This is a genomic window from Pseudomonas sp. EL_65y_Pfl1_R83, from assembly GCF_963970695.1.
GTDB lineage: Bacteria > Pseudomonadota > Gammaproteobacteria > Pseudomonadales > Pseudomonadaceae > Aquipseudomonas > Aquipseudomonas tritici.
This window is the reverse complement of sequence record NZ_CAXAQI010000003.1, coordinates 396,892-415,482: the sequence shown is the minus strand read 5'-3', so window position 1 is coordinate 415,482 and position 18,591 is coordinate 396,892. Positions and strand designations below refer to the sequence as shown.

At 60.7% G+C, this 18,591-nt stretch carries 15 protein-coding genes; 4 read left to right on the top strand and 11 right to left on the bottom strand.

The features are described from left to right. Positions 1-24 precede the first annotated feature (24 nt). The 5 genes from AACY08_RS06370 to AACY08_RS06350 all read right to left on the bottom strand — a co-directional run bounded on the left by AACY08_RS06370 (position 25) and on the right by AACY08_RS06350 (position 5,695). Positions 25-1,236 carry a hypothetical protein gene (locus tag AACY08_RS06370; RefSeq protein ID WP_339468654.1) on the bottom strand — a complete coding sequence of 404 codons (1,212 nt, stop codon included), beginning with the start codon at positions 1,234-1,236 and terminating at the stop codon, positions 25-27. 18 nt (positions 1,237-1,254) lie between these two features. Next, positions 1,255-1,737, bottom strand: a complete 483-nt coding sequence (locus tag AACY08_RS06365) for a CS1 type fimbrial major subunit (RefSeq protein WP_339468653.1) — start codon at positions 1,735-1,737, stop codon at positions 1,255-1,257. A 4-nt stretch (positions 1,738-1,741) separates the two neighbouring features. Further along, on the bottom strand, positions 1,742-2,482 hold the full coding sequence (locus tag AACY08_RS06360; RefSeq protein ID WP_339468652.1) for a molecular chaperone: 741 nt from the start codon (positions 2,480-2,482) through the stop codon (positions 1,742-1,744). 72 nt (positions 2,483-2,554) lie between these two features. Then, entirely contained in the window at positions 2,555-5,077 is a 2,523-nt protein-coding gene (locus tag AACY08_RS06355; RefSeq protein WP_339468650.1) for a CS1-pili formation C-terminal domain-containing protein, read from the bottom strand. A gap of 129 nt (positions 5,078-5,206) precedes the next feature. After that, positions 5,207-5,695 carry a CS1 type fimbrial major subunit gene (locus AACY08_RS06350; RefSeq protein WP_339435855.1) on the bottom strand — a complete coding sequence of 163 codons (489 nt, stop codon included), beginning with the start codon at positions 5,693-5,695 and terminating at the stop codon, positions 5,207-5,209. A 487-nt stretch (positions 5,696-6,182) separates the two neighbouring features. Here AACY08_RS06350 and AACY08_RS06345 point away from each other — a divergent pair, with 487 nt between their 5' ends. Then, entirely contained in the window at positions 6,183-6,704 is a 522-nt protein-coding gene (locus AACY08_RS06345) for a PadR family transcriptional regulator (protein ID WP_049709805.1), read from the top strand. Next, positions 6,701-7,468, top strand: coding sequence for a siderophore-interacting protein (locus tag AACY08_RS06340; protein ID WP_339468648.1), 768 nt, complete (start codon positions 6,701-6,703; stop codon positions 7,466-7,468). The genes AACY08_RS06345 and AACY08_RS06340 overlap by 4 nt, the downstream gene beginning before the upstream one ends. 101 nt (positions 7,469-7,569) lie before the next feature. Here the strand turns inward: AACY08_RS06340 and AACY08_RS06335 are convergent, their stop codons facing one another. Both AACY08_RS06335 and AACY08_RS06330 read right to left on the bottom strand, forming a co-directional pair. Beyond that, positions 7,570-8,193, bottom strand: a complete 624-nt coding sequence (locus AACY08_RS06335; protein WP_339468646.1) for a Pr6Pr family membrane protein — start codon at positions 8,191-8,193, stop codon at positions 7,570-7,572. 4 nt (positions 8,194-8,197) lie between these two features. After that, complete coding sequence (locus AACY08_RS06330) at positions 8,198-8,431, bottom strand: VF530 family protein (RefSeq protein ID WP_012722427.1); 234 nt, start codon at positions 8,429-8,431, stop codon at positions 8,198-8,200. Positions 8,432-8,580: 149 nt separating this feature from the next. Between AACY08_RS06330 and AACY08_RS06325 the strand changes: the two genes are divergently transcribed. Both AACY08_RS06325 and AACY08_RS06320 read left to right on the top strand, forming a co-directional pair. Next, the gene (locus AACY08_RS06325) at positions 8,581-10,599 is read left to right on the top strand and encodes a TonB-dependent receptor (protein ID WP_339468644.1); all 2,019 of its coding nucleotides are present in this window, start codon (positions 8,581-8,583) and stop codon (positions 10,597-10,599) included. Positions 10,600-11,013: 414 nt separating this feature from the next. Beyond that, on the top strand, positions 11,014-13,425 hold the full coding sequence (locus tag AACY08_RS06320) for a glucose/quinate/shikimate family membrane-bound PQQ-dependent dehydrogenase (RefSeq protein ID WP_339468642.1): 2,412 nt from the start codon (positions 11,014-11,016) through the stop codon (positions 13,423-13,425). A 91-nt stretch (positions 13,426-13,516) separates the two neighbouring features. Here the strand turns inward: AACY08_RS06320 and AACY08_RS06315 are convergent, their stop codons facing one another. From AACY08_RS06315 to AACY08_RS06300, 4 genes are all read right to left on the bottom strand, one after another. Beyond that, the gene (locus tag AACY08_RS06315; protein WP_339468640.1) at positions 13,517-15,853 is read right to left on the bottom strand and encodes a putative bifunctional diguanylate cyclase/phosphodiesterase; all 2,337 of its coding nucleotides are present in this window, start codon (positions 15,851-15,853) and stop codon (positions 13,517-13,519) included. Positions 15,854-16,143: 290 nt separating this feature from the next. Further along, positions 16,144-17,319, bottom strand: a complete 1,176-nt coding sequence (locus AACY08_RS06310; protein ID WP_339417779.1) for an ABC transporter substrate-binding protein — start codon at positions 17,317-17,319, stop codon at positions 16,144-16,146. Beyond that, complete coding sequence (locus tag AACY08_RS06305; RefSeq protein ID WP_339468638.1) at positions 17,316-18,290, bottom strand: CobW family GTP-binding protein; 975 nt, start codon at positions 18,288-18,290, stop codon at positions 17,316-17,318. Before AACY08_RS06305 ends, AACY08_RS06310 begins: the two co-directional genes overlap by 4 nt. Beyond that, positions 18,287-18,586: a hypothetical protein gene (locus AACY08_RS06300; RefSeq protein ID WP_339417776.1), complete on the bottom strand. Its 300-nt coding sequence runs from the start codon at positions 18,584-18,586 to the stop codon at positions 18,287-18,289. The genes AACY08_RS06305 and AACY08_RS06300 overlap by 4 nt, the downstream gene beginning before the upstream one ends. Between the last annotated feature and the right edge of the window lie 5 nt (positions 18,587-18,591).

The following is an 18,591-nucleotide window of genomic DNA, read 5'->3' as shown; positions in this document are numbered from 1 at the left end:
CAGGCCCGCTCGCCACGGGAAACGCTAGGCCTGCGAATCCCACACCACGGTGACTACGCCGCTGTAGGTACTCCCGGCCTGTTCAAGCATTTCGGCCACGGCGTCGGCCTTGACTTCAAAGTGCAAAGTACTGGGTTTGCGGTTGATGTAGTTTATCGGCCGGAACAGTTCAGTACCGCTGCCGTCCAGGCGCAGGGGCAAGCGGTTGACCGGGCGCCCGGCAGCGTCGACAAGGCCATGCGGCAAACTGACGGCGACGTCCAGCGGTACCTGATGACCGGCAGCGTTACGCAGGCTGCAGCTGTTGCCCATGGGTTCCGGGCATTCCAGGGTCATCTTGAAGTGCGAGCTGGCCCACAGGTTGACGGTCTGGTCGCGGAACAGCCGGCTGGGCCTACGGCCGTTCTGCAGCCAGGCTTGCCAGCCGCCCTGGGGTTCAAGCTGGATGCGGTTGCCGCCAGGGGGGACTTCGACTTTGAGGTGGTGATCCACATCCAGGGTGAAGTTGAAGGTCAGCACGTTGTCGGTGGGGATCATGATGTCGCCGAAGTCAAAATCCGCACCCGGCCCGATGGTGTAGGTCGTGCTACCAATGTATTGGCCGGCATCCATTTGCAAGGGGTTGGGGGTTTTCAATTCGTACGAATACTCGAACGTTTCGTAAAACAGGGTTGAAATGTCCTTGGCCGCAGGCATCGCGCAGGCACCGATGCCAACGGGTGTGATCCACGACCACAACAAATAGCGATCGTTGCCAATCGCGTAGTCTGTGGACACGCAAGGACTTCGGGCGATCTTCCATCCAAGAGTGCCATAAAGCCAAAGCCAGCGGTCAGCAACGGGCAACACGTACTTACCCCCAATGCCAGCAATTCTGACCTGCAGCAATTCGGTTTTTGCTGTCACCGTATTGGTCACCTGCAGGTCGCGCCATTCGGTGGGCACCTTGAACATCGCGCCTTTGCGCGGGTCTGTGTGATTGCCCAGGATTGGGCCACTGGAGTTGAACTGAATCGCCGTGGTCCGAATACTGAAGATACCTAATTGCTTGCAACGCTCTGGAATATGCCAAGGACAAATGCCACTTTCCGGCGTGGTATTTTTAAACCGATTGATCATCGGATTAGACGGGTCAGGGCGAAACTCAGCCGTCATTTCCTGCACGAGCGCCTGGGCATGCGCCGTCCACAAAAAAAATCCGAGCATCGCAATCCAGCGCCCACTCAATACATTCATCAATAAATCTCCAGTCGATCAGGGCGCAATTGCATCGAACACCATGTGCACGGTGCCGTAGTAATGGCCGGGCCGGTAATCGTCGTCCGGTTTGATGGCGGCGATTTCCAGGCTCACGCGTGTGCCGGGCCGCGCTTGGGCGGTGGACACCACCTCGGTCTGGTCCAACCCCAATTCCACGTCATTGAAGGTCACGCGCAGGTCAACGCGCTCGGTGCCGTTGGACAGGTACGCCTCCTGGTCCAGCCGCGCACCAATGGCCCCAGCGATATTTTTCACATCGAACGGCGCGCGCAAGGTGGCCAACTGGGAACTCACCGGGTTGTAGACCAGCTTCTGGTCGCGCTGCACCAGTTGCGGGTCGACCGGCAGCACATAAAAGTCGGCCGTCGGAATGGTCACAGACACTTCAAACGTCTCGCGCTCAACGGCGGCGTGAATCCGCGACCCCGTCATCCCAAGGACGATGACTAACATGGCCAGGGCCAGGAGCTTGTACATAGGTTTACCCCTTGACCTCGATTTTTCTGGTCTCGTCGCCTTCGATCAGGCTAAAGCGGTATTCGCGACCCGGTTGCTTGTCGAAGCCATACGAACGCCCGGCACGGATGTGGTGACGCAGGGTCGGCCGGCACTCTTGCGCGGACTCGGCCGAGCAGTCCTTGAACTCGTCGATCACCACCACACTGTTGCCGTTGTTGCTCAGGGTGTATCGCGTGGCGTTGTCCTGGATCGCCGTGTCGAACCGGGTGACCTTGGGCCGTACGAAAAACACCGTGCCGTAGCCGGCCAAAACCCTGACACCCGCCGCGAGGCTTTGCTGATACTCGTCGCGCTCTTCATCGGTGACGGCAAAGTCATCGTCAGACTGCGGCACCACCGGCACAAAGCGCACGCGGAAATAGCGCTCCTTGTCGCGGTTGCCCAGGAACAGCAAGCGCGTGCCCTGTGTGCCGTTGGCCGGCACGATCAAGCGTGCAGGGCTCGCCATCAGCCCTTCGCGCGCAGCGGCGCCCGGCTGGTTTTGCAGCGGCACTTCGCGGTAGCTGCCGTCGTCGTTATAGATCATCTCAAGGATGTTGACCTTGACGAAGGCAGTGGAGGTGCCGCCGTTGAACACCCGTTTCATGTAGGTACTTTTATCGCTGTCGAGGTAGTCGTACACCACCCCCACATTGATCTGCGGGCCGGCCAGGGCCTCAAGGGAAAACAGCGATAAGGCGTATAGCATCAACACACGTTTCATTTACTCAACCTCAGGTTTATCGCGAGAAGACGGTTGTCTAGGACCGTTTCAGGCCGTTGCATAAAAAGGTGATCAGCCCGCAGCTCGGTCAGTCAGGGCGATATCAGCCAACGTATCCGGCGTGCACCGCAAATCCCCGATCATCAGCACATCGCTTTCCTGACGCGCCTTGCTTGGGTCGAGCCTGAACTGGCACCGCAACTGGTTGGCGTAGCGCACTTCCAGGGTCGGCGCGCCGGCGTTCATTTCCATCGAGAAGAAACCGTCCACTTCGCTGACCGCACGGCTGGCGTGGTTGATCACGTGGTGGCCCTTGAGGGGAGAGCCCTGCCCGTCGACCAGGCGCCCCAATACCGTGACGGTGCGCATCACGCTGATCTTGCGGTACTCCACGCCGCCCTTGTTCAGGTGGTATTGGGTACGCGCCGGCTGGATATTGGCGGCCGGTGGATGGTTGCCGTCAAAGTCGAACGCGAGGGTGCTGCTCTTGTAAGCGGTGATCGGCACAAAGTTGCGCCCTGGCCGCAGGCGTGAACTGCCGCCGGTCAAGTCATCGGCGCGCAGGGTGATGTCTTCGAGGTCGGTTTCCACGTCGACGATCATGCCTGCGCCACCGCGTTGCTGCTGGCTGCTGAGCACGGCTTTGCTGCCGCCCACCGCGACCGTGCTGCTGAGGTTCAAGCCACCTGACAGGCGCCCGTTGAACGACGAGCGCTGCACGTAGGTGTCGCCATAGAGTTCGTCGCTCTGGAAGCTGGCGCGCCCCGACAAACCCACGCCATAGGTGTCGGCAATCGCGGTGCCGGACACGCTTTGCAGCAGGTGATCGTCAAGGGTCTTGGTGTAGGTCAGCGAGCCGTTATTGTCGCGACCACCGTCACGCGCGGTACGCGAGCCGATGCTGGCGGACCACTGCTCGCCCGGCGAACCCAAGGCCACGCTGACGCTGAGGTCGACGCCGCGGTTGCGGTTGTCACCGGTGGCTGAGGTGGCGGGCCGGTCGAACAGCGACAAACGCCAGTTGGCATCGCTGCCCAGGAACGTACCGCGCTGGGTCCAGCCCACGTCCACGCCCGTGCCTTCGATGTTGCCCTGGCTGTAGGACAGCCGCGAGTTGATCGAACTTTTGTTGCTGAGGCGATGGTTGAGGGACAGCGACGAGTTGCTGGTCTGGCCGATAAACACGTTGCGCTGTCGGAGGCGCGTGCCGTCCGGCAGCAGCTCGTAGGTGCGCGTGGTGTCGAGCCAACTGCGGTTGTGGCTGAACACCACACTGCCCTGGCCATAGCTGTAGAGGGTTTGCAGATCGACGCCGGTGCCGTGGTCCTGGGTCTGGTAGACGTTGGCATACAGGCTGAGGCTGTTGGCGAGCGTCCAGTCGATGGACGTGCCGTACTGCATTTTTTCCCGCACCTTGCGCGTGGACAGGCCGAGAATCACCCGAGGATGCGCGAGGTAGTTAATCCCGGCGCCATAGGTCATGAAGCGACTCGACTGCTCGTCCCAGTTGCTCAGCAGTTTGGTTTCCTGGCCGATGAAAGTGTTGTAGCGCCAGCGTTCATCAGCGTTGCGCCAGTTGTTGGGCTTGTAGATCAACTCCTGGGTGGTGGAGGTGGTGAAACCGTCTTCGATCAGGCGCACCTCCACCTCGTAGATACCACCCGGCAAGGGCCGGGTGTCGAGGGTCTGCAAGCCGGCAGCGACGGGCTGGGTGTTGATCAACAGGCCGGCGCGGTAGATTTCCACCGATGCCTGGCGGCTGGCGGTGACGTACACCGGGTAGACGCTGGGCTTGGGGTTGTTGATGAGCAGGCTGTCGGAGCTGCCGTACATCACACCCACGGCGGTGTCGGGGTTGGCGCCGAATGAACGGATCTGCCGGGTGAGCCCGTTGGAGCCAGGGGTGAAGTAGCCCAGGCGGACGAAATTGCCTTCCAGTTCGCGCTGGGTGTAAAGCTCGTGCATGGCGTGGTAGAGCGTGGTGTCCACCCCACCGACGCGGGACAACTGCAGGTTCATCGCCTGGCTCCAGTTGCCAATGCTGGAACTGGCCTCAAGGCCATAGCGGCCGCCGACTGACTCGTCCTGGCCACCGGTGAGGTTGAATTGGTTATTTAAAATCATGCCCAGGCTGCCGGCTTCCGGCTGATCGTAAAACTGCTTCATCTGCGCGTTGCGCTCGACGTTTTCCGTGAGGATCGAGACCAGCGAGTTTTCCAGACTGTAGTGCACCGCTAACAATTGCGACGGGCAACTTTGTTCGCAGCCGCCCAAGGGCATGCCGTCTTTAAGGCGTTGCTCCCAAGTGGCACTGACAGCGGCAGACAGTTGACTGTCGCCCCGGTCAGTAAACTCAAGTAAGGTAATACGGTCATCGCGACCCAATACAATCATGGCTTCGCCGAGAAACTGTTGATCGAGTTCTACGCGCACCGCCAGTGGCACATCGAAAAAGTGTTGCTCAAACTCTTCAGGCAGTCCCTTGGACTGTGATAACAAGCTACCCGGTGTTGTACCGGGAACTGTCGGTGCAGCCAGGGCATTGGCGCACAGCAATAACGCGAGCGCGCCCATCAGTGGCGTCATCGGAAACATGGACGGAATACTCGTCAGTACGGACAGTCGGGACTGTTAAACCAGGCCGGCGTTCGGGAAGGAAGCTGCCGGCCTGTCTATTAAAACCCCCGCAATCATCGCGTTCACGGGGTGAACCACAGGCTCACATCAACGCGGTACGGCGTCGAAGATCACGGTGTAGTTGGAGGTGTAGAGGCCGTTCTGAGTGTCCAGCGGCTTGGCCGGAGTGACGACCAGATCAGCTTGGGTGCCTGGGGTGGATTGAGGATCATCAACCACTTCCTGAGGGGTGGCCGTCAGGGTGACGCCGTTGAAGGTGTTGGTCAGCGCGATGTTGTCCGAGCCGTTGTACAACGCAGCCGCGGTCGGGCCGCCTTCGATGTAGGCGTGAACCGAACCGTCGGTGTTCTTGACATCGAAAGTTGCCCGCAGGGAACTCAGTTCACCGCTGACAGGGTTGTAGTTCATGGTTTCATCCTTACCGAAGTTAGGGTCACGCGGCTGAGCGTGAAACTGCTTGGTAGGGATATTGGCCGTGATGTTGATGGACGAACGCGCATCGTCGACCGCAAAAGCCGTGGTGGCGGACATGGCGACGGCGACGAGAGGTGCCGCTACGGCGAATTTCTTGAACATGCTGAATACCTGTCATCTAAAAAAAGGGTTCTTAGAGGCGTTGGAAGCGTTTAACTTTCCAACTAATTGCATTGCAAGTCGGGGACTTGTTCAACGCCAGGCAAGTATCCACAGCAATAAATGCTAAGTAAGCCGTCTGATTCGCTTAGTTGCGTAGCCGAGTCACACCATGACACATGGGAAAATTATGGCATTTTGCCAAAACTTTAAAATTACCCGTAAGAAACAGACTACACGCGGAAAAATGATAATAATTTACTGCGGATCAGTTCCGTAAGACTAGTATTACAACAACTAAAAAACAACAGCCTTTACGCGTCCCCACCCACTTTCTATTGAGTCGAGTCGTTCTGCTATTACATGTTTCAAGTAGCGGTGAGCAGAAGACCGCTGGGACGCAGGTGTGGCTGACCGTCCGTCTGGAGCCCTTGCCACGACCACAAGATATATCTTACGTTATATCTAGACACACACAGAGGCTCCTACCATGCGAGACCATCCTCACCAACGTGACGGTTTTGACCCACGCGCCGGCCGCGGTCGTGGCCCTCGGGTATTTGCGCCCGGCGACTTGAAATTGCTGCTGCCGGCACTGATCGCCGAACAGCCGTGCCACGGTTATGACCTTATTCGCCAGATTGAAAGCCTGTTTGACGGCGCCTACACACCCAGCCCGGGTGTGATTTACCCGACCCTGACCTTTCTGGAAGAAAGCGATTTGATCCAGGGCGACGCCGATGGCGGAAAAAAGCGCTACACAATCACCGACGCCGGTCGTCTCTTCTTAAGCGAGCAAGCGGTCGCCCTGGACGGCGTGCGTATGCGCATCGACGTCAGCAAGCGTTCACTGCGTGGTCATGACCGCCCGCCGGAAATCCACGAGGCGGTGCACAACCTGCGTCATGCCTTGCATTCGCACCACGGGCGCTGGAGCCCGGAAGAAATCGTTCGTGTCGCGGCGCTGCTCAATCGCACCGCCCAAGCCATTGCCGACGGGAAAGACCAATGAATACGCAAGTCATCCACCGCGTTACCCACGACATCAAACGCCGTCGCCTGGACGTATTGCGGGTGGTCGATATCACCCCACGCATGCGCCGTGTCACCCTCGGCGGCCCTGAACTGGCGGGATTTGTGAGCCTGGGCAGCGACGATCACATCAAGCTGCTGTTCCCGCAGAACGCCGCTGAACAGGCCGCGCTGGAAAGCCCGGGCTTCAGCATCAAGGGTGATGGCCCGCAACCGGCCATGCGCGACTACACGCCACGGCGTTTCGACCTGAGTATTGGCGAGCTGGATATCGACTTCGTGCTGCACGGCGATGGCCCTGCCTCCACCTGGGCCGAGCAGGTGCAGGTCGGCCAACACCTGTACATCGGCGGGCCACGGGGCTCGATGATCGTGCCGGATATTTTCGACAGCTACTTGTTGATCGGCGATGAAACCGCCCTGCCTGCCATTGCGCGACGCCTGGAAGAACTGCCGGCGGGCCGCAAGGTGTTGGCCGTGATTGAGATCGCCAATGCGGCGGAGCAGCAAGCACTGCAAAGTGCCGCCGATGTGCAGGTGAAATGGGTGGTGCGTGGCCAGGACGATCTGCTCGACACCGTACAGAACCTGACGCTGCCGAGCGGTTCACTGTACAGCTTCGTGGCGACCGAAACCAAGCTGTCGCGCCGAGTACGGCGAGTGCTGCTGGACACGCACAAGGTCAATGAGGAATACCTCAAGGCCGTGGGCTACTGGCGCGCCGAGGGCAGTGAAGACAATTAAACCTGACGCGGTCAAAATGTGCGCGGGCTTGCTCGCGAATACGCTGGATCAGTTACAGATACATCCACTGACACACAGCATTCGCGAGCAAGCCCACAGTTTTACCGTGGTCGCTTTAGAAACCTGTCCAGGCCCACCACTGCCGACGCAATCAACACAAACCCCGCCAAAATCCCCCCGGCATTCGCAAACACCTGTGGATAACCCAACGTGCTCACGTCAATGAACGGGTACTGATACTGCCCGAGCAAATCTCCACGCAGCAGCGCATAGCCAAAATACACCAGCGGGTAAATCACCCACGCCGCAATGTGCCTGACGTGCAAGCTGCCCTTGGGCACATACCGCCACCAGTAGACAAAAAACAGCACCGGCATCACGTCGTGCAGCAACTCGTCAGCGATAAACTGGAAACCTTCGGGCTGCCACAAGTGCCGCAGCAACAGGTTATAGGCCAGGCCCACCACCACGATGCTCACGGCGATGCCGCTGCTGACCTTGGGCCCGAGGAAAAACCGCTTCGCAGCGCAATCGCGACTCACCCACGCATAGCTCAACACCACCACCGCCAGGGTGTTGGTGAGCACGGTGAAGAAGCTGAAAAAGTTGATCAACCCGCCCATCAGGCTGGCGCCGGACGCCCAGCGCGAATAGAAAATCAGGTATTGCTGGATCGCCAGCCCCGCCCAACCGGCCAGCGCCACTGCTGCCACGAACCGCTTCATGGGTTCAATCCAACGGGCGTTTGGTGCGCATCAGTTTCACGTACAACCCTTCGACTTTCTCCCGCGCCCAAGGCGTCTTGCGCAAGAAGGTGAGGCTCGACTTGATGCTCGGGTCACTCTTGAAGCAGCGGATATCAATACGCTCGGCAAGGCCTTCCCATTCGTAGTGTTCCACCAGGGTGGTGAGGACGTGCTGCAGGGTCACGCCGTGGAGTGGGTCGTTACTTGTCGCGGTCATGCCAGGCCTATGAAAAATGTGTTCACGAAGGCGCACACCTTATCACCCCACCTGCTCGTTATAAAAAGTTCCGGCCTCCAACGAAAAGGAGATGTTATATTGTAACTATAAATCTCAAATCTTTTCGTCGTTTTTCCAAGGAATGTCCGATGCCCCTCTCTTCTCTGTGGCGCTTGACCCCACTCGCCGCCGCCCTGTTGATCTGCTCCGAAGCCCACGCCCTGGAGCTGCAACCCCAAGTCATTACCGGTAACCCGCTGGGCAGCGAACAGCTTGCTTCGCCGACCACCGTGCTGGAGGGCGATGAGCTGACCCTGCAACAAAAAGGCAGCCTCGGTGAAACCCTGAACAAACAGCCGGGCGTATCGTCTTCTTACTTCGGCCCGGGCGCGAGCCGGCCAATCATCCGTGGCCAGGATGGCGACCGTATCCGCATCCTGCGCAATGGTGTGGGTGCGCTGGATGCCTCTTCGCTGTCCTACGACCACGCGGTGCCGCTGGACCCGGTTAACGTCGATCGCATTGAAATCGTGCGCGGCCCGGCGGCGTTGTTGTACGGCGGCAGCGCCATCGGCGGCGTGGTCAACACGTTCGACAACCGTATCCCCACCGAGGCCATCGAAGGCATCCACGGTGCCGGTGAATTGCGCTACGGCGGCGCCGACACCACGCGCAGCAGCGCTGGCAGGCTGGAAGCCGGTAACGGCGCCTTTGCCTTGCACCTGGACGCCAATGCGCGGGAATTCAATGACCTGAAAATCCCTGGCCAGGCGCGCAGCCGCCATGCCCCGGAAACCGATGATGCACCCGGCAAAAGCGGCCGCCTGGGCAACAGCGACGGCCGCCAGGACGGCGGCGCGGTGGGAGGTTCCTACACCTGGGATGACGGTTATGCCGGGCTGTCCTACAGCAACTACGACGCCAACTATGGCTCCCCAGCCGAGCAGGACGTACGTATCCGCATGCAGCAGGACCACTACGCGTTCGCGTCGGAGATCCGCAACCTGCAAGGCCCGTTTACCTCGGTAAAACTTGACGCGGGCTACACCGATTACGAACACCGTGAAATCGAAGGCGGCGAAACCGGCACGATCTTCAAGAACAAGGGGTATGAAGCGCGCGTCGAAGCCCGTCACCAGCCCATCGGCCCGTTCGACGGCGTGGTTGGCGCACAAGTGACCCGCAACGAGTTCTCGGCCCTCGGTGAAGAAGCCTTCGTGCCGCAGACCGACACCAACGCCGGCGCGCTGTTTATCCTCGAAGAAATGCAGGCCACCGAGCGCCTGAAACTCAGCCTCGGCGGGCGCCTGGAACACACCAGCGTCGACCCGGATGCCAAAGGCAACGCGCGCTTCGCCGGTGCAGACAAATCCAATGATTTCACCGCTGGTAGCCTGTCCTCCGGGGCGGTCTACACCCTCACGCCAATCTGGTCCCTGGCCGCGACCCTGGGCTATACCGAACGCGCGCCGACCTTTTACGAGCTGTACGCCAACGGTGCCCACGTCGCCACCGGCACCTACGAGCTGGGCGATGCCGACCTGAAGAAAGAAAAAGCCGTGTCCAGCGACCTGGCCCTGCGCTTTGACAATGGCACCCACAAAGGCAGCTTTGGTGTGTTCTACAGCCGTTTCTCCAACTACATCGGCCTGCTGGGCAGCGGTCGCACACTGAACGATGAGGGTGAAGAAGACGCGGGCGGTATTCCTGAGTACAAATACGCCGGCGTGCGCGCACGGTTTGCCGGCTTCGAAGCCCAGGATCACTGGAAACTTGGCGAAAGTGCCTACGGTAAGTTCGCCCTGGAACTGTCGGGCGACTACACCCGCGCGAACAACCTGGATACCGGTGAAGCCTTGCCGCGTATTGCGCCGCTGCGCTTGAACAGCGGCTTATTGTGGGAGCTGGACCGCTGGCAGGCACGCATCGATGTTGAACATGCCGCCGGACAAGGCCGCGTGCCGGATAACGAGAGTGGCACCGATGGCTATACGACCTTGGGGGCGAGCGCGGGCTATCGCTTCAATCTCGGTGGCAGCCAATGGCTGGCGTTTGTGAACGGTGAAAACCTGACAAACCAAACCGTGCGCTACGCCAGCTCGATCCTGCGGGATATCGCACCCGCGCCGGGCAGAAGCGTGCAGTTCGGCGTTCGCACCACCTTCTAATAAGTACAAACACTATTTGTAATGAGCGGGCTTGCCCCGCGCGAGGCAAGCTCGCTCACTACAAATATCCCGCCCTGCCCAATGGTTTTGCAGCGACATTTAGTCACTGTTACCCAATTTGAAATAATGCATCTTGCGATTTGCGCTTTCTCTCGACGCGCACTCCCTTTATCCTTGCCCGCAATAATCTGAAACGTTTCACCTCCCGGTCGAACCCATCTTGCCGATTCATACCGCCCATCAAGACAGCGCTGTCTTACACGGACCTGCGCGTGGGAATAAATCGCCCGCCTGTGGATAACCGTGCTTATTCCCAGAAAACTGAATTAACGCTGAACCAAGCCCGTGTCGAATCGTCATCTACAGTGAAGAAACACGGGATACATAATTCCAACGCAACGGAGAAACACAATTATGAGCACTGACGGTGCCTCAAGCCCAAGTCGCCTGCTGCCCAGGCTGCTAGGCGTCTTGCTGCTGATCATGGGCCTGGCCTTGCTGGCCGGGGGTATCAAGCTGACGATGCTCGGCGGGTCGCTGTATTACCTGCTGGCCGGTATCGGCATCGCCCTGACCGGCGTTCTGCTGCTGGCTACTCGCCGCGCCGCGCTGGGTCTATACGCACTGGTGCTGTTCGCCAGTACCGTGTGGGCCCTGTGGGAAGTCGGCCTGGACTGGTGGCAATTGGTGCCACGCCTGGCGCTGCTGTTCGCGCTGGGTCTCATCATGCTGCTCCCGTGGTTTCGCCGTCCGTTGCTGCGTGGCCAGCCTGCTCCGCTGGGCACTGGCGCGCTGAGCGTGGCCGTGGTGCTGGCCGGTGCTGCCGCCATTGCCAGCCAATTCACCAACCCCGGTGAAATCAAAGGCCAGCTGGACCGCGACGCGGTACCGGGCATGGCCAACGCTGCACCGGCCCAGGCCGATGGCGACTGGAACTCCTACGGCCGTTCGGCCTTTGGCGATCGCTACTCGCCGCTGGCGCAGATCACCCCGGAAAACGCCCACAAACTGGTGCCGGCCTGGACCTTCCGCACCGGTGACATCCCTGGCGCAGGCGACCCGGGTGAAACCACCGCAGAAAACACCCCGCTGAAAGTCAACGGCATGCTCTACGTGTGCACACCGCACAGCCAAGTGATTGCCCTGGACCCAGACACCGGCAAGGAAATCTGGCGCTTCGACCCGAAGATCACCACCCAGGGTGCTGAGAACTTCAAGGGTTGGGCGCACATGACCTGCCGTGGCGTGTCGTATCACGATGATGCCGTCTACGCTTCGTCGCAGAGCCCGACCGGCACCGCCAGCCCGGCTGCCGCGCCGAATGCCTGCCCGAAACGCATTTTCGTACCGACCGCCGACACCCGTCTGATCGCCCTGAACGCCGACACCGGCAAGATGTGCGAAGACTTCGGTGACAAAGGTCAGGTCGACCTGCGTGCCAATATCGGCAGCTTCGCCCCAGGCGGTTACTACTCCACGTCGCCACCGGCCGTGACCAAGAACCTGGTCGTGATCGGCGGTCACGTGACCGACAACGTTTCCATCGACGAGCCGAGCGGCGTGATCCGCGCGTTCGATGTGCACACCGGCAAGCTGGTGTGGAACTGGGACAGCGGCAACCCGGAAGACACCACCCCGTTGGCCGAAGGCAAGACCTACACCCGCAATTCGCCGAACATGTGGTCCATGTTCGCCGTGGATGAAAAGCTCGGCATGCTCTACCTGCCGATGGGCAACCAGATGCCCGACCAGTACGGCGGCGACCGTACCGACGAGTCCGAAAAATACGCTGCTGGCCTCACTGCGCTGGACATCGACACTGGCCACGTGAAGTGGACCTTCCAGTTCACTCACCACGACCTGTGGGACATGGACGTGGGCGGCCAGCCTTCGCTGATCGACATCAAGACCGAAGCCGGCGTGAAGCAGGCAGTGATGGCGTCGACCAAACAAGGCAGCATCTATGTACTGGACCGCGCTACCGGCCAACCGGTCGTGCCGATCCACGAAGTGGCGGTACCGCAAGGCGCAGTGGCGGGCGACCGCACCTCCCCTACCCAACCGAAGTCGGACCTGAACTTCATGCCACCGCCGCTCAAAGAGCGTGACATGTGGGGCGTGACGCCGTTCGACCAGATGCTGTGCCGCATCGACTTCAAATCCCTGCGCTACGACGGCCCGTTCACCCCGCCATCGCTGCAAGGTTCGATCGTTTATCCGGGTAACTTCGGCGTGTTCGACTGGGGTGGCATTTCCGTCGACCCCGTGCGTCAGATCGCCTTCGTGAACCCAAGCTACATGGCGTTCAAATCGAAGCTGATCCCGAGGGCCGACATCGCCAAGCAAGGCCCACGCGTCAGTGAAACCGAAGGCGTGCAGCCGAACAAAGGCGCGCCGTACGGTGTGATCCTCGAAGCCATGCTGTCGCCAATGGGCCTGCCGTGCCAGGCGCCAGCCTGGGGTTACGTGGCGGCGGTCGACCTGACCACCCACAAAACCATCTGGATGCACAAAAACGGCACCGTGCGTGACAGCTCGCCGGTTCCGATCCCACTGACCCTGGGCGTGCCTAGCCTGGGCGGCACATTCACCACCGCTGGTGGCGTGTCCTTCCTCAGCGGCACCCTCGACCAGTACCTGCGTGCCTATGACGTGAAAAACGGCAAGCAACTGTGGGAAGGCCGCCTGCCAGCAGGCGCGCAAACCACGCCGATGACCTACACCGGCAAGGACGGCAAGCAGTACGTGCTGGTCATGGCGGGCGGTCACGGTTCCCTGGGTACCAAGCAGGGTGATTATGTGATGGCGTTTAAACTGCCGGATTAAGCGAAACTGGCGGTAAGAAAAAGGCGGCTACCCTCACAGGTAGCCGCCTTTTTAATGTAGGACGAAGATCAAAACGTGGGAGTACCGGTCTTTAGAGCGGCGCTCGCTCCCGACGCATCCACCTCTCAAACGCCATCGCATTCAACGGCCGACTGATCAAATAGCCCTGGGCAGTGTCGCACTTCCACTGTTTGAGCAGCTTCAGGCTAGGCTCGAACTCGACCCCTTCGGCCACCACTTTGAGCCCCAGGTTGTGACTCATCTCGATAGTGGAGCGCACGATCACCGCGTCGCCGCTGGTACTGCTGAGGTTGCGCACAAATGACTGGTCAATCTTCAACTCTTGCACCGGCAGGCGCTGCAATTGCGCGAGGGACGAATAGCCGGTACCAAAGTCATCCACCGACAGGCTGATGCCGCAGCCGCGCAGTTGCTCCAGCACGCTGAGGGCCTGTTGCGGGTTGTGCATGATCGCGCTTTCGGTGATTTCGAAGATCAGTTGTTGGGCCGCCACGCGGTACTGCATCAGCAGGGCGGTAACGCGAATCGCCAGGTCATCATCGGCCAGGTCGTCCACTGAGATATTCACTGACAGCTGGATCAGCATGCCGCGTTGTGCCCACTCGGCGATCTGGCGGATGGCTTCCTCGATCACCCACAAGGTCAGGTTGCGAATACTGCCAGTGCGCTCGGCCAGGGGGATGAACTCGGCGGGAGACACCTGGCCCAACGTCGGGTGCTGCCAGCGCAACAAGGCTTCGGCCTGGCGCACATGGCCGTGCTTGAGATCGAGTTTGGGCTGGTAGCAAAGGAATAATTCCCCCTCAAGGGCCGCACGCCGCAAGTCGCGGATCAGGGTGATCTGGCGTTGGTGGGCCAGGTCGCGGTCCTGCTGGTAGGTCTGCAGATGCCCCGGCAGGCTCGCGGCGTCATGCCGGGCGATCGCGGCGCGGCTGATCAACTCGTCCACCTGCTGGCCGTCGGCAGGGTAGGCGGCGATGCCGATGCTCACCTCGTGGCGCAGTTCGTCATTGCCGATGCGATGGGGCTCGGTGAGCAGTGCGTATAGGCGGTCGGCGCGGGCTACAGCGCGGTCGACTTCGGTATTTTCCAGCAACAGCAAGAACTCACTGCCGGTGATGCGCGCCGCCGTATCGCTGGCCAACAGGCTCATGGACAGGCAGCGGCTGGCCTCGCGCAGCATTTCTTCCACGCCCTGTGGGCCGAAATCTTCATTGATCACCCGATAATTTTCGATCCCCAGGTACAGCAACACCACTGGCCGCCCCGCACTGATCGCACTGCCCAGGCGCTCCATGGCCAAGGCGCGATTGGGCAGGCCGGTCAGCGGGTCGTGCAGTGCGTTGTGCGCCAATTGCCGCTCGCGCACGGCGATGCCGCTTTGCATGGCGTTGAAGGCCCGGGCCAACAGGCCGAATTCATCATGGCTGCGCACCCGCACCGGCGTGCGGTAGTCACCGGCACCAATCCGGTCGGCCGCTTGCACCAGGGCATTGAGCGGGCGTGACACCCTGCGTGCCATAAACAACGCACCGGCCAACGACACCAGCAGCACCGCCAGGGCGATCCCAAGGAACTGCCGATCCAGCGGCGCAAAGGATTCCAGCGCGTGGTCCAGCCGGCTTTGCAGCAGCACCCGCACTTCATCGCCATCGCCGGTGTTGTCCAGCGGCAACACCTGGCTGAGCACACGTAGGCCGTAGAACACATGGATTCTTGGCTCGGGGTCGACGGGCTCGTCACGTAACAGGCTGAGGATGGCGGCTTGGTGAACATCCGGCTGAGTGCTGAACAACGGGCCGGGCGCGCCGTTCTGCACGCTGAGGAACGACACTTCCAGGTTGCTCATGGCGCGCAATTCATTGGCGAACAGTTTGTCCATGGGAAAGCCCATGACGATGCGCGCGATGGGCAGCGGGTCGAGCACTTCATCCTGCACCAGCAAATACGGCCGCCCATCCATGGCCACAATCAGCATCTGCAACCCCGTGCGCCGCGCACGGCGCAGGGCGTCGTCATAGGGGAATAACTCGCCGCGGGTCAATATCGGCAAGGTACTGACCATGACCTTGCCATCCAGGCCCAGTACGAACACTTCGCTGGAGCGAATGCCCGTGCCGTGGCGACGCAGCGCGGCGAGAATCGGTGCCGCCTTGCCTTCGGCCACGGCCTTTTTGAAGGGAATATCGACGGTCAGCCAGCCCAGCCCGTACTGCAGGCGATGCCCGCGCAGGTCGAGCAGGCGTTCAAACACCTGGCTGCCGGTTTGCAGTTGGACTTGCGCCTGGTTCTCCACGGCGCGGTTGGTGGCGGTCTTCACGGCGAAGTAAGTAGCGGCGACCACGACCAACAGCAACAGCGCCAGCACTCCGGCGATGCGGGTTTGGAACGTATGGCGCCACCTCATTGCAGTGCCCTCTGGCAGCGCTCGCCTCTCTCTGCCACCGCGTCCCTTTGTCATGTGCATTCCCTGCGAGAGCTAACCTGGCGTCAAAAAGATATCCATTTTTATTGAATATTAGGATTCAGGAGATTAGCTGGGACTTGGGGTACGTGCACCCAATAAAAGCTAGGATTTTGGTGGCATTTTATTGGCGACAGAGGGTTGACCAGGGTATGCACCGATCCAGAGCGCGTGATATATGCCTGATACGGGAGATCGACGTTAGGCCGGCCGCTTCAAACGGGTGAGCCCGGTCAAACAGCCCGAGCCCGCATGAAATCGCCCCATCGGCGCACGAGATAATTGTGTTCGTCCATCACCGAATTCCATACCGCAATATGCCCCATGCGCGCCTCATAAGCCCCTCCATCGCGCACTTCTCCGATCTCGATCAACGGCAACCCATCACTGCCCAGCAATTGCTCGCGTGCGGGCTTTCCAGCGTACCAATAATCCCATTCCGCACTGCTCAAGTGATCACGCGCGCGCGCCGGATTACCGATGTAGTAACCCTGACGCGCCATTACCGCCCCCGGCCAACCGGACAACCACCAATTCAGATACGCATAGGCGGCATCCAGCACCGGTCCCTTGGCATGCTGCGACAATGACAAACCACCAAACCAGGCGCGATAACCTTCGCGCGGCACCGCCAGGCGGTATTTCACTCCGGCACGATGCAGGCGCATCAGGGTCGGCGACCACAGGCTCTGGATGTCGATGCTCGGGCTGAGCATCAGTTGCGCGGCCTCTTCGTCGTCCGACCAGAAGGCCGCGAAATGCCCCTCCTTCTGTTTACGCACGAGGATATCGGCGAGTACATCGATCTCTTCGATGCTCATATTGCCAATGTCCTTGAACTGCGCCAGCCCCGCGCCCTGCACCGCCAGCGCGGCATCCAGGGCGCCGATGGCGGCGTCGCTTTGCAAGGCGGTGCGCGCACGCCACGCGGGGTTGAGCAGCCAGCCCCAGCTTTCGTTGCCGTGGCAAAAACCTTCGGGCAAGCGCTCTGGGCGGTAGGCGAAACTGTCGGCGTTGTGGGTCAGGGGCAACATGCTGATGCGCTCGGTGACCGTGCTGCCGAGGCTGCCGTCGTGCTGCACGAACAGCCGCTCGCTGGGCACGCTGCCGCTGCCCAGGCGGTCATCGGGCGACAGGCGCCCGCGCTTGGGTAGGTCATTGATCTCGTGCCACAGCGCGATGCGTCGGGTGTCGATAGGCTGGATCGCCCGGGCCGGCCACACGAAGTCGACGTTGTGGAACCACTGGTCATACAGGTCGTAGCTGTCGGGTTGCATCACCGCGATGCGTTGCGCCTGTTCGACGTCGTGCACTTGGTAGACAAGGCGAATGCCCAGCTCCTCTTCGGCGCGTACGCGCAGGCATTCAAGCAGGGTGACCGACGTGCCGAGAACGCGGAGTGTGATCATGCAGCGAGCCGCCGCGAGAACGCTTCAAACGAACGCTTTAGCAGCGCAGGCTCGAGGCCACGCAGGATAAACACCAGGCGTGATTGGCGGTCGCTGCCCGGCCATGCAGGCAAATGCACCGGCGCATGCAGGCAATGCTGCACGCCATGAATGACGATAGGGGCGTTACTGGCGTTCACGTTGAGCAGCCCTTTGACGCGGAGAATTCGTTCGCCGTGGCATCTTAACAGCATCGACAACCATACCCCGAAACCCACCCAATCAAGAGGCTGGTCGAAGGTCAGGCTGCAGACTTGCGCGGCGCCGTGGGTGGCCGTGGTGGTGTGATGCAGCTGCCAGCGGCTGACTTCCATGGCGGGCTCGGCACTGCGCAGGCCTTCGCCCAGCAGCAGTTGGTCGCCGCTATGGATGTCGTGGGTATTGAGAATCGGCGTGCCGGTATTGAGCGCTTGCAGATGTGCGCGCAGCGCAGCGCAGTCACCCGCCAGATCAGTCTTGCTCAGCAGCAAACGATCCGCCGCCGCCACCTGGGCCAGCCATTCCGGGTGCAGGCGTTCTTGCAGGACAGCATGGCTGGCGTCCACCAGGGTGATCACCAAGCCAATATGAAAACGTCCGCGCAGTTGCACGTCGTTGTTCAAGGTGGCCAGGATAGGCGCCGGGTCGGCCAGACCAGTGGTTTCGAGGATTACCCGTTTGAAGGCGGGGATTTCACCACGCTCGCGGCGTTGCAGCAGGCCGAGCAGCGCGTCTTTCAACTCGCCACGGATCGAGCAACACACGCAGCCGCTGGGCAGCAGCACCGTGTCCGGCGCCACCTCTTCCACCAGCAGATGGTCGATGCCGACATCACCGAATTCGTTGATCAGCAACGCGGTGTCGCCCAGGCTTTCACCCTGCAGCAGACGCTTGAGCAAGGTGGTTTTACCGCTGCCGAGAAAGCCGGTGATGACGTTGAGGGCGATGCTCATGGGGCTGACTCCAAGTGGTCCAACAAACGCGGATCGAGGGGATCCAGCGGCCGGCCGAGCATGTTTTCGGCGGCTTGCCACAGTTGATCCAGACCGCTGGCCAGCGCCTGCTTGCCAGTGGCGCCGAGCAGCAGATACGACGCGCCCTGGAAGTCTTCGACCTTGAGCCGGAACACCGCCAGCACCTGGTTGATCGCCGCGATCCGGCGCAGGCGTTCACGGCGCCGGGGTAACTCATCGCCCAGGGGATCGCTCCAGTGCAGGTCTTCGCCAAGCAGTCCGCAGAGTCCGCACATGGCTA

Bases quoted from the DNA above. Each gene is read 5' to 3' on its own strand.
- AACY08_RS06370 (WP_339468654.1), bottom strand. From the start codon at position 1,236: ATGAATGTATTGAGTGGGCGCTGGATTGCGATGCTCGGATTTTTTTTG.
- AACY08_RS06365 (WP_339468653.1), bottom strand. From the start codon at position 1,737: ATGTACAAGCTCCTGGCCCTGGCCATGTTAGTCATCGTCCTTGGGATG.
- AACY08_RS06360 (WP_339468652.1), bottom strand. From the start codon at position 2,482: ATGAAACGTGTGTTGATGCTATACGCCTTATCGCTGTTTTCCCTTGAG.
- AACY08_RS06355 (WP_339468650.1), bottom strand. From the start codon at position 5,077: ATGTTTCCGATGACGCCACTGATGGGCGCGCTCGCGTTATTGCTGTGC.
- AACY08_RS06350 (WP_339435855.1), bottom strand. From the start codon at position 5,695: ATGTTCAAGAAATTCGCCGTAGCGGCACCTCTCGTCGCCGTCGCCATG.
- AACY08_RS06345 (WP_049709805.1), top strand. From the start codon at position 6,183: ATGCGAGACCATCCTCACCAACGTGACGGTTTTGACCCACGCGCCGGC.
- AACY08_RS06340 (WP_339468648.1), top strand. From the start codon at position 6,701: ATGAATACGCAAGTCATCCACCGCGTTACCCACGACATCAAACGCCGT.
- AACY08_RS06335 (WP_339468646.1), bottom strand. From the start codon at position 8,193: ATGAAGCGGTTCGTGGCAGCAGTGGCGCTGGCCGGTTGGGCGGGGCTG.
- AACY08_RS06330 (WP_012722427.1), bottom strand. From the start codon at position 8,431: ATGACCGCGACAAGTAACGACCCACTCCACGGCGTGACCCTGCAGCAC.
- AACY08_RS06325 (WP_339468644.1), top strand. From the start codon at position 8,581: ATGCCCCTCTCTTCTCTGTGGCGCTTGACCCCACTCGCCGCCGCCCTG.
- AACY08_RS06320 (WP_339468642.1), top strand. From the start codon at position 11,014: ATGAGCACTGACGGTGCCTCAAGCCCAAGTCGCCTGCTGCCCAGGCTG.
- AACY08_RS06315 (WP_339468640.1), bottom strand. From the start codon at position 15,853: ATGAGGTGGCGCCATACGTTCCAAACCCGCATCGCCGGAGTGCTGGCG.
- AACY08_RS06310 (WP_339417779.1), bottom strand. From the start codon at position 17,319: ATGATCACACTCCGCGTTCTCGGCACGTCGGTCACCCTGCTTGAATGC.
- AACY08_RS06305 (WP_339468638.1), bottom strand. From the start codon at position 18,290: ATGAGCATCGCCCTCAACGTCATCACCGGCTTTCTCGGCAGCGGTAAA.
- AACY08_RS06300 (WP_339417776.1), bottom strand. From the start codon at position 18,586: ATGTGCGGACTCTGCGGACTGCTTGGCGAAGACCTGCACTGGAGCGAT.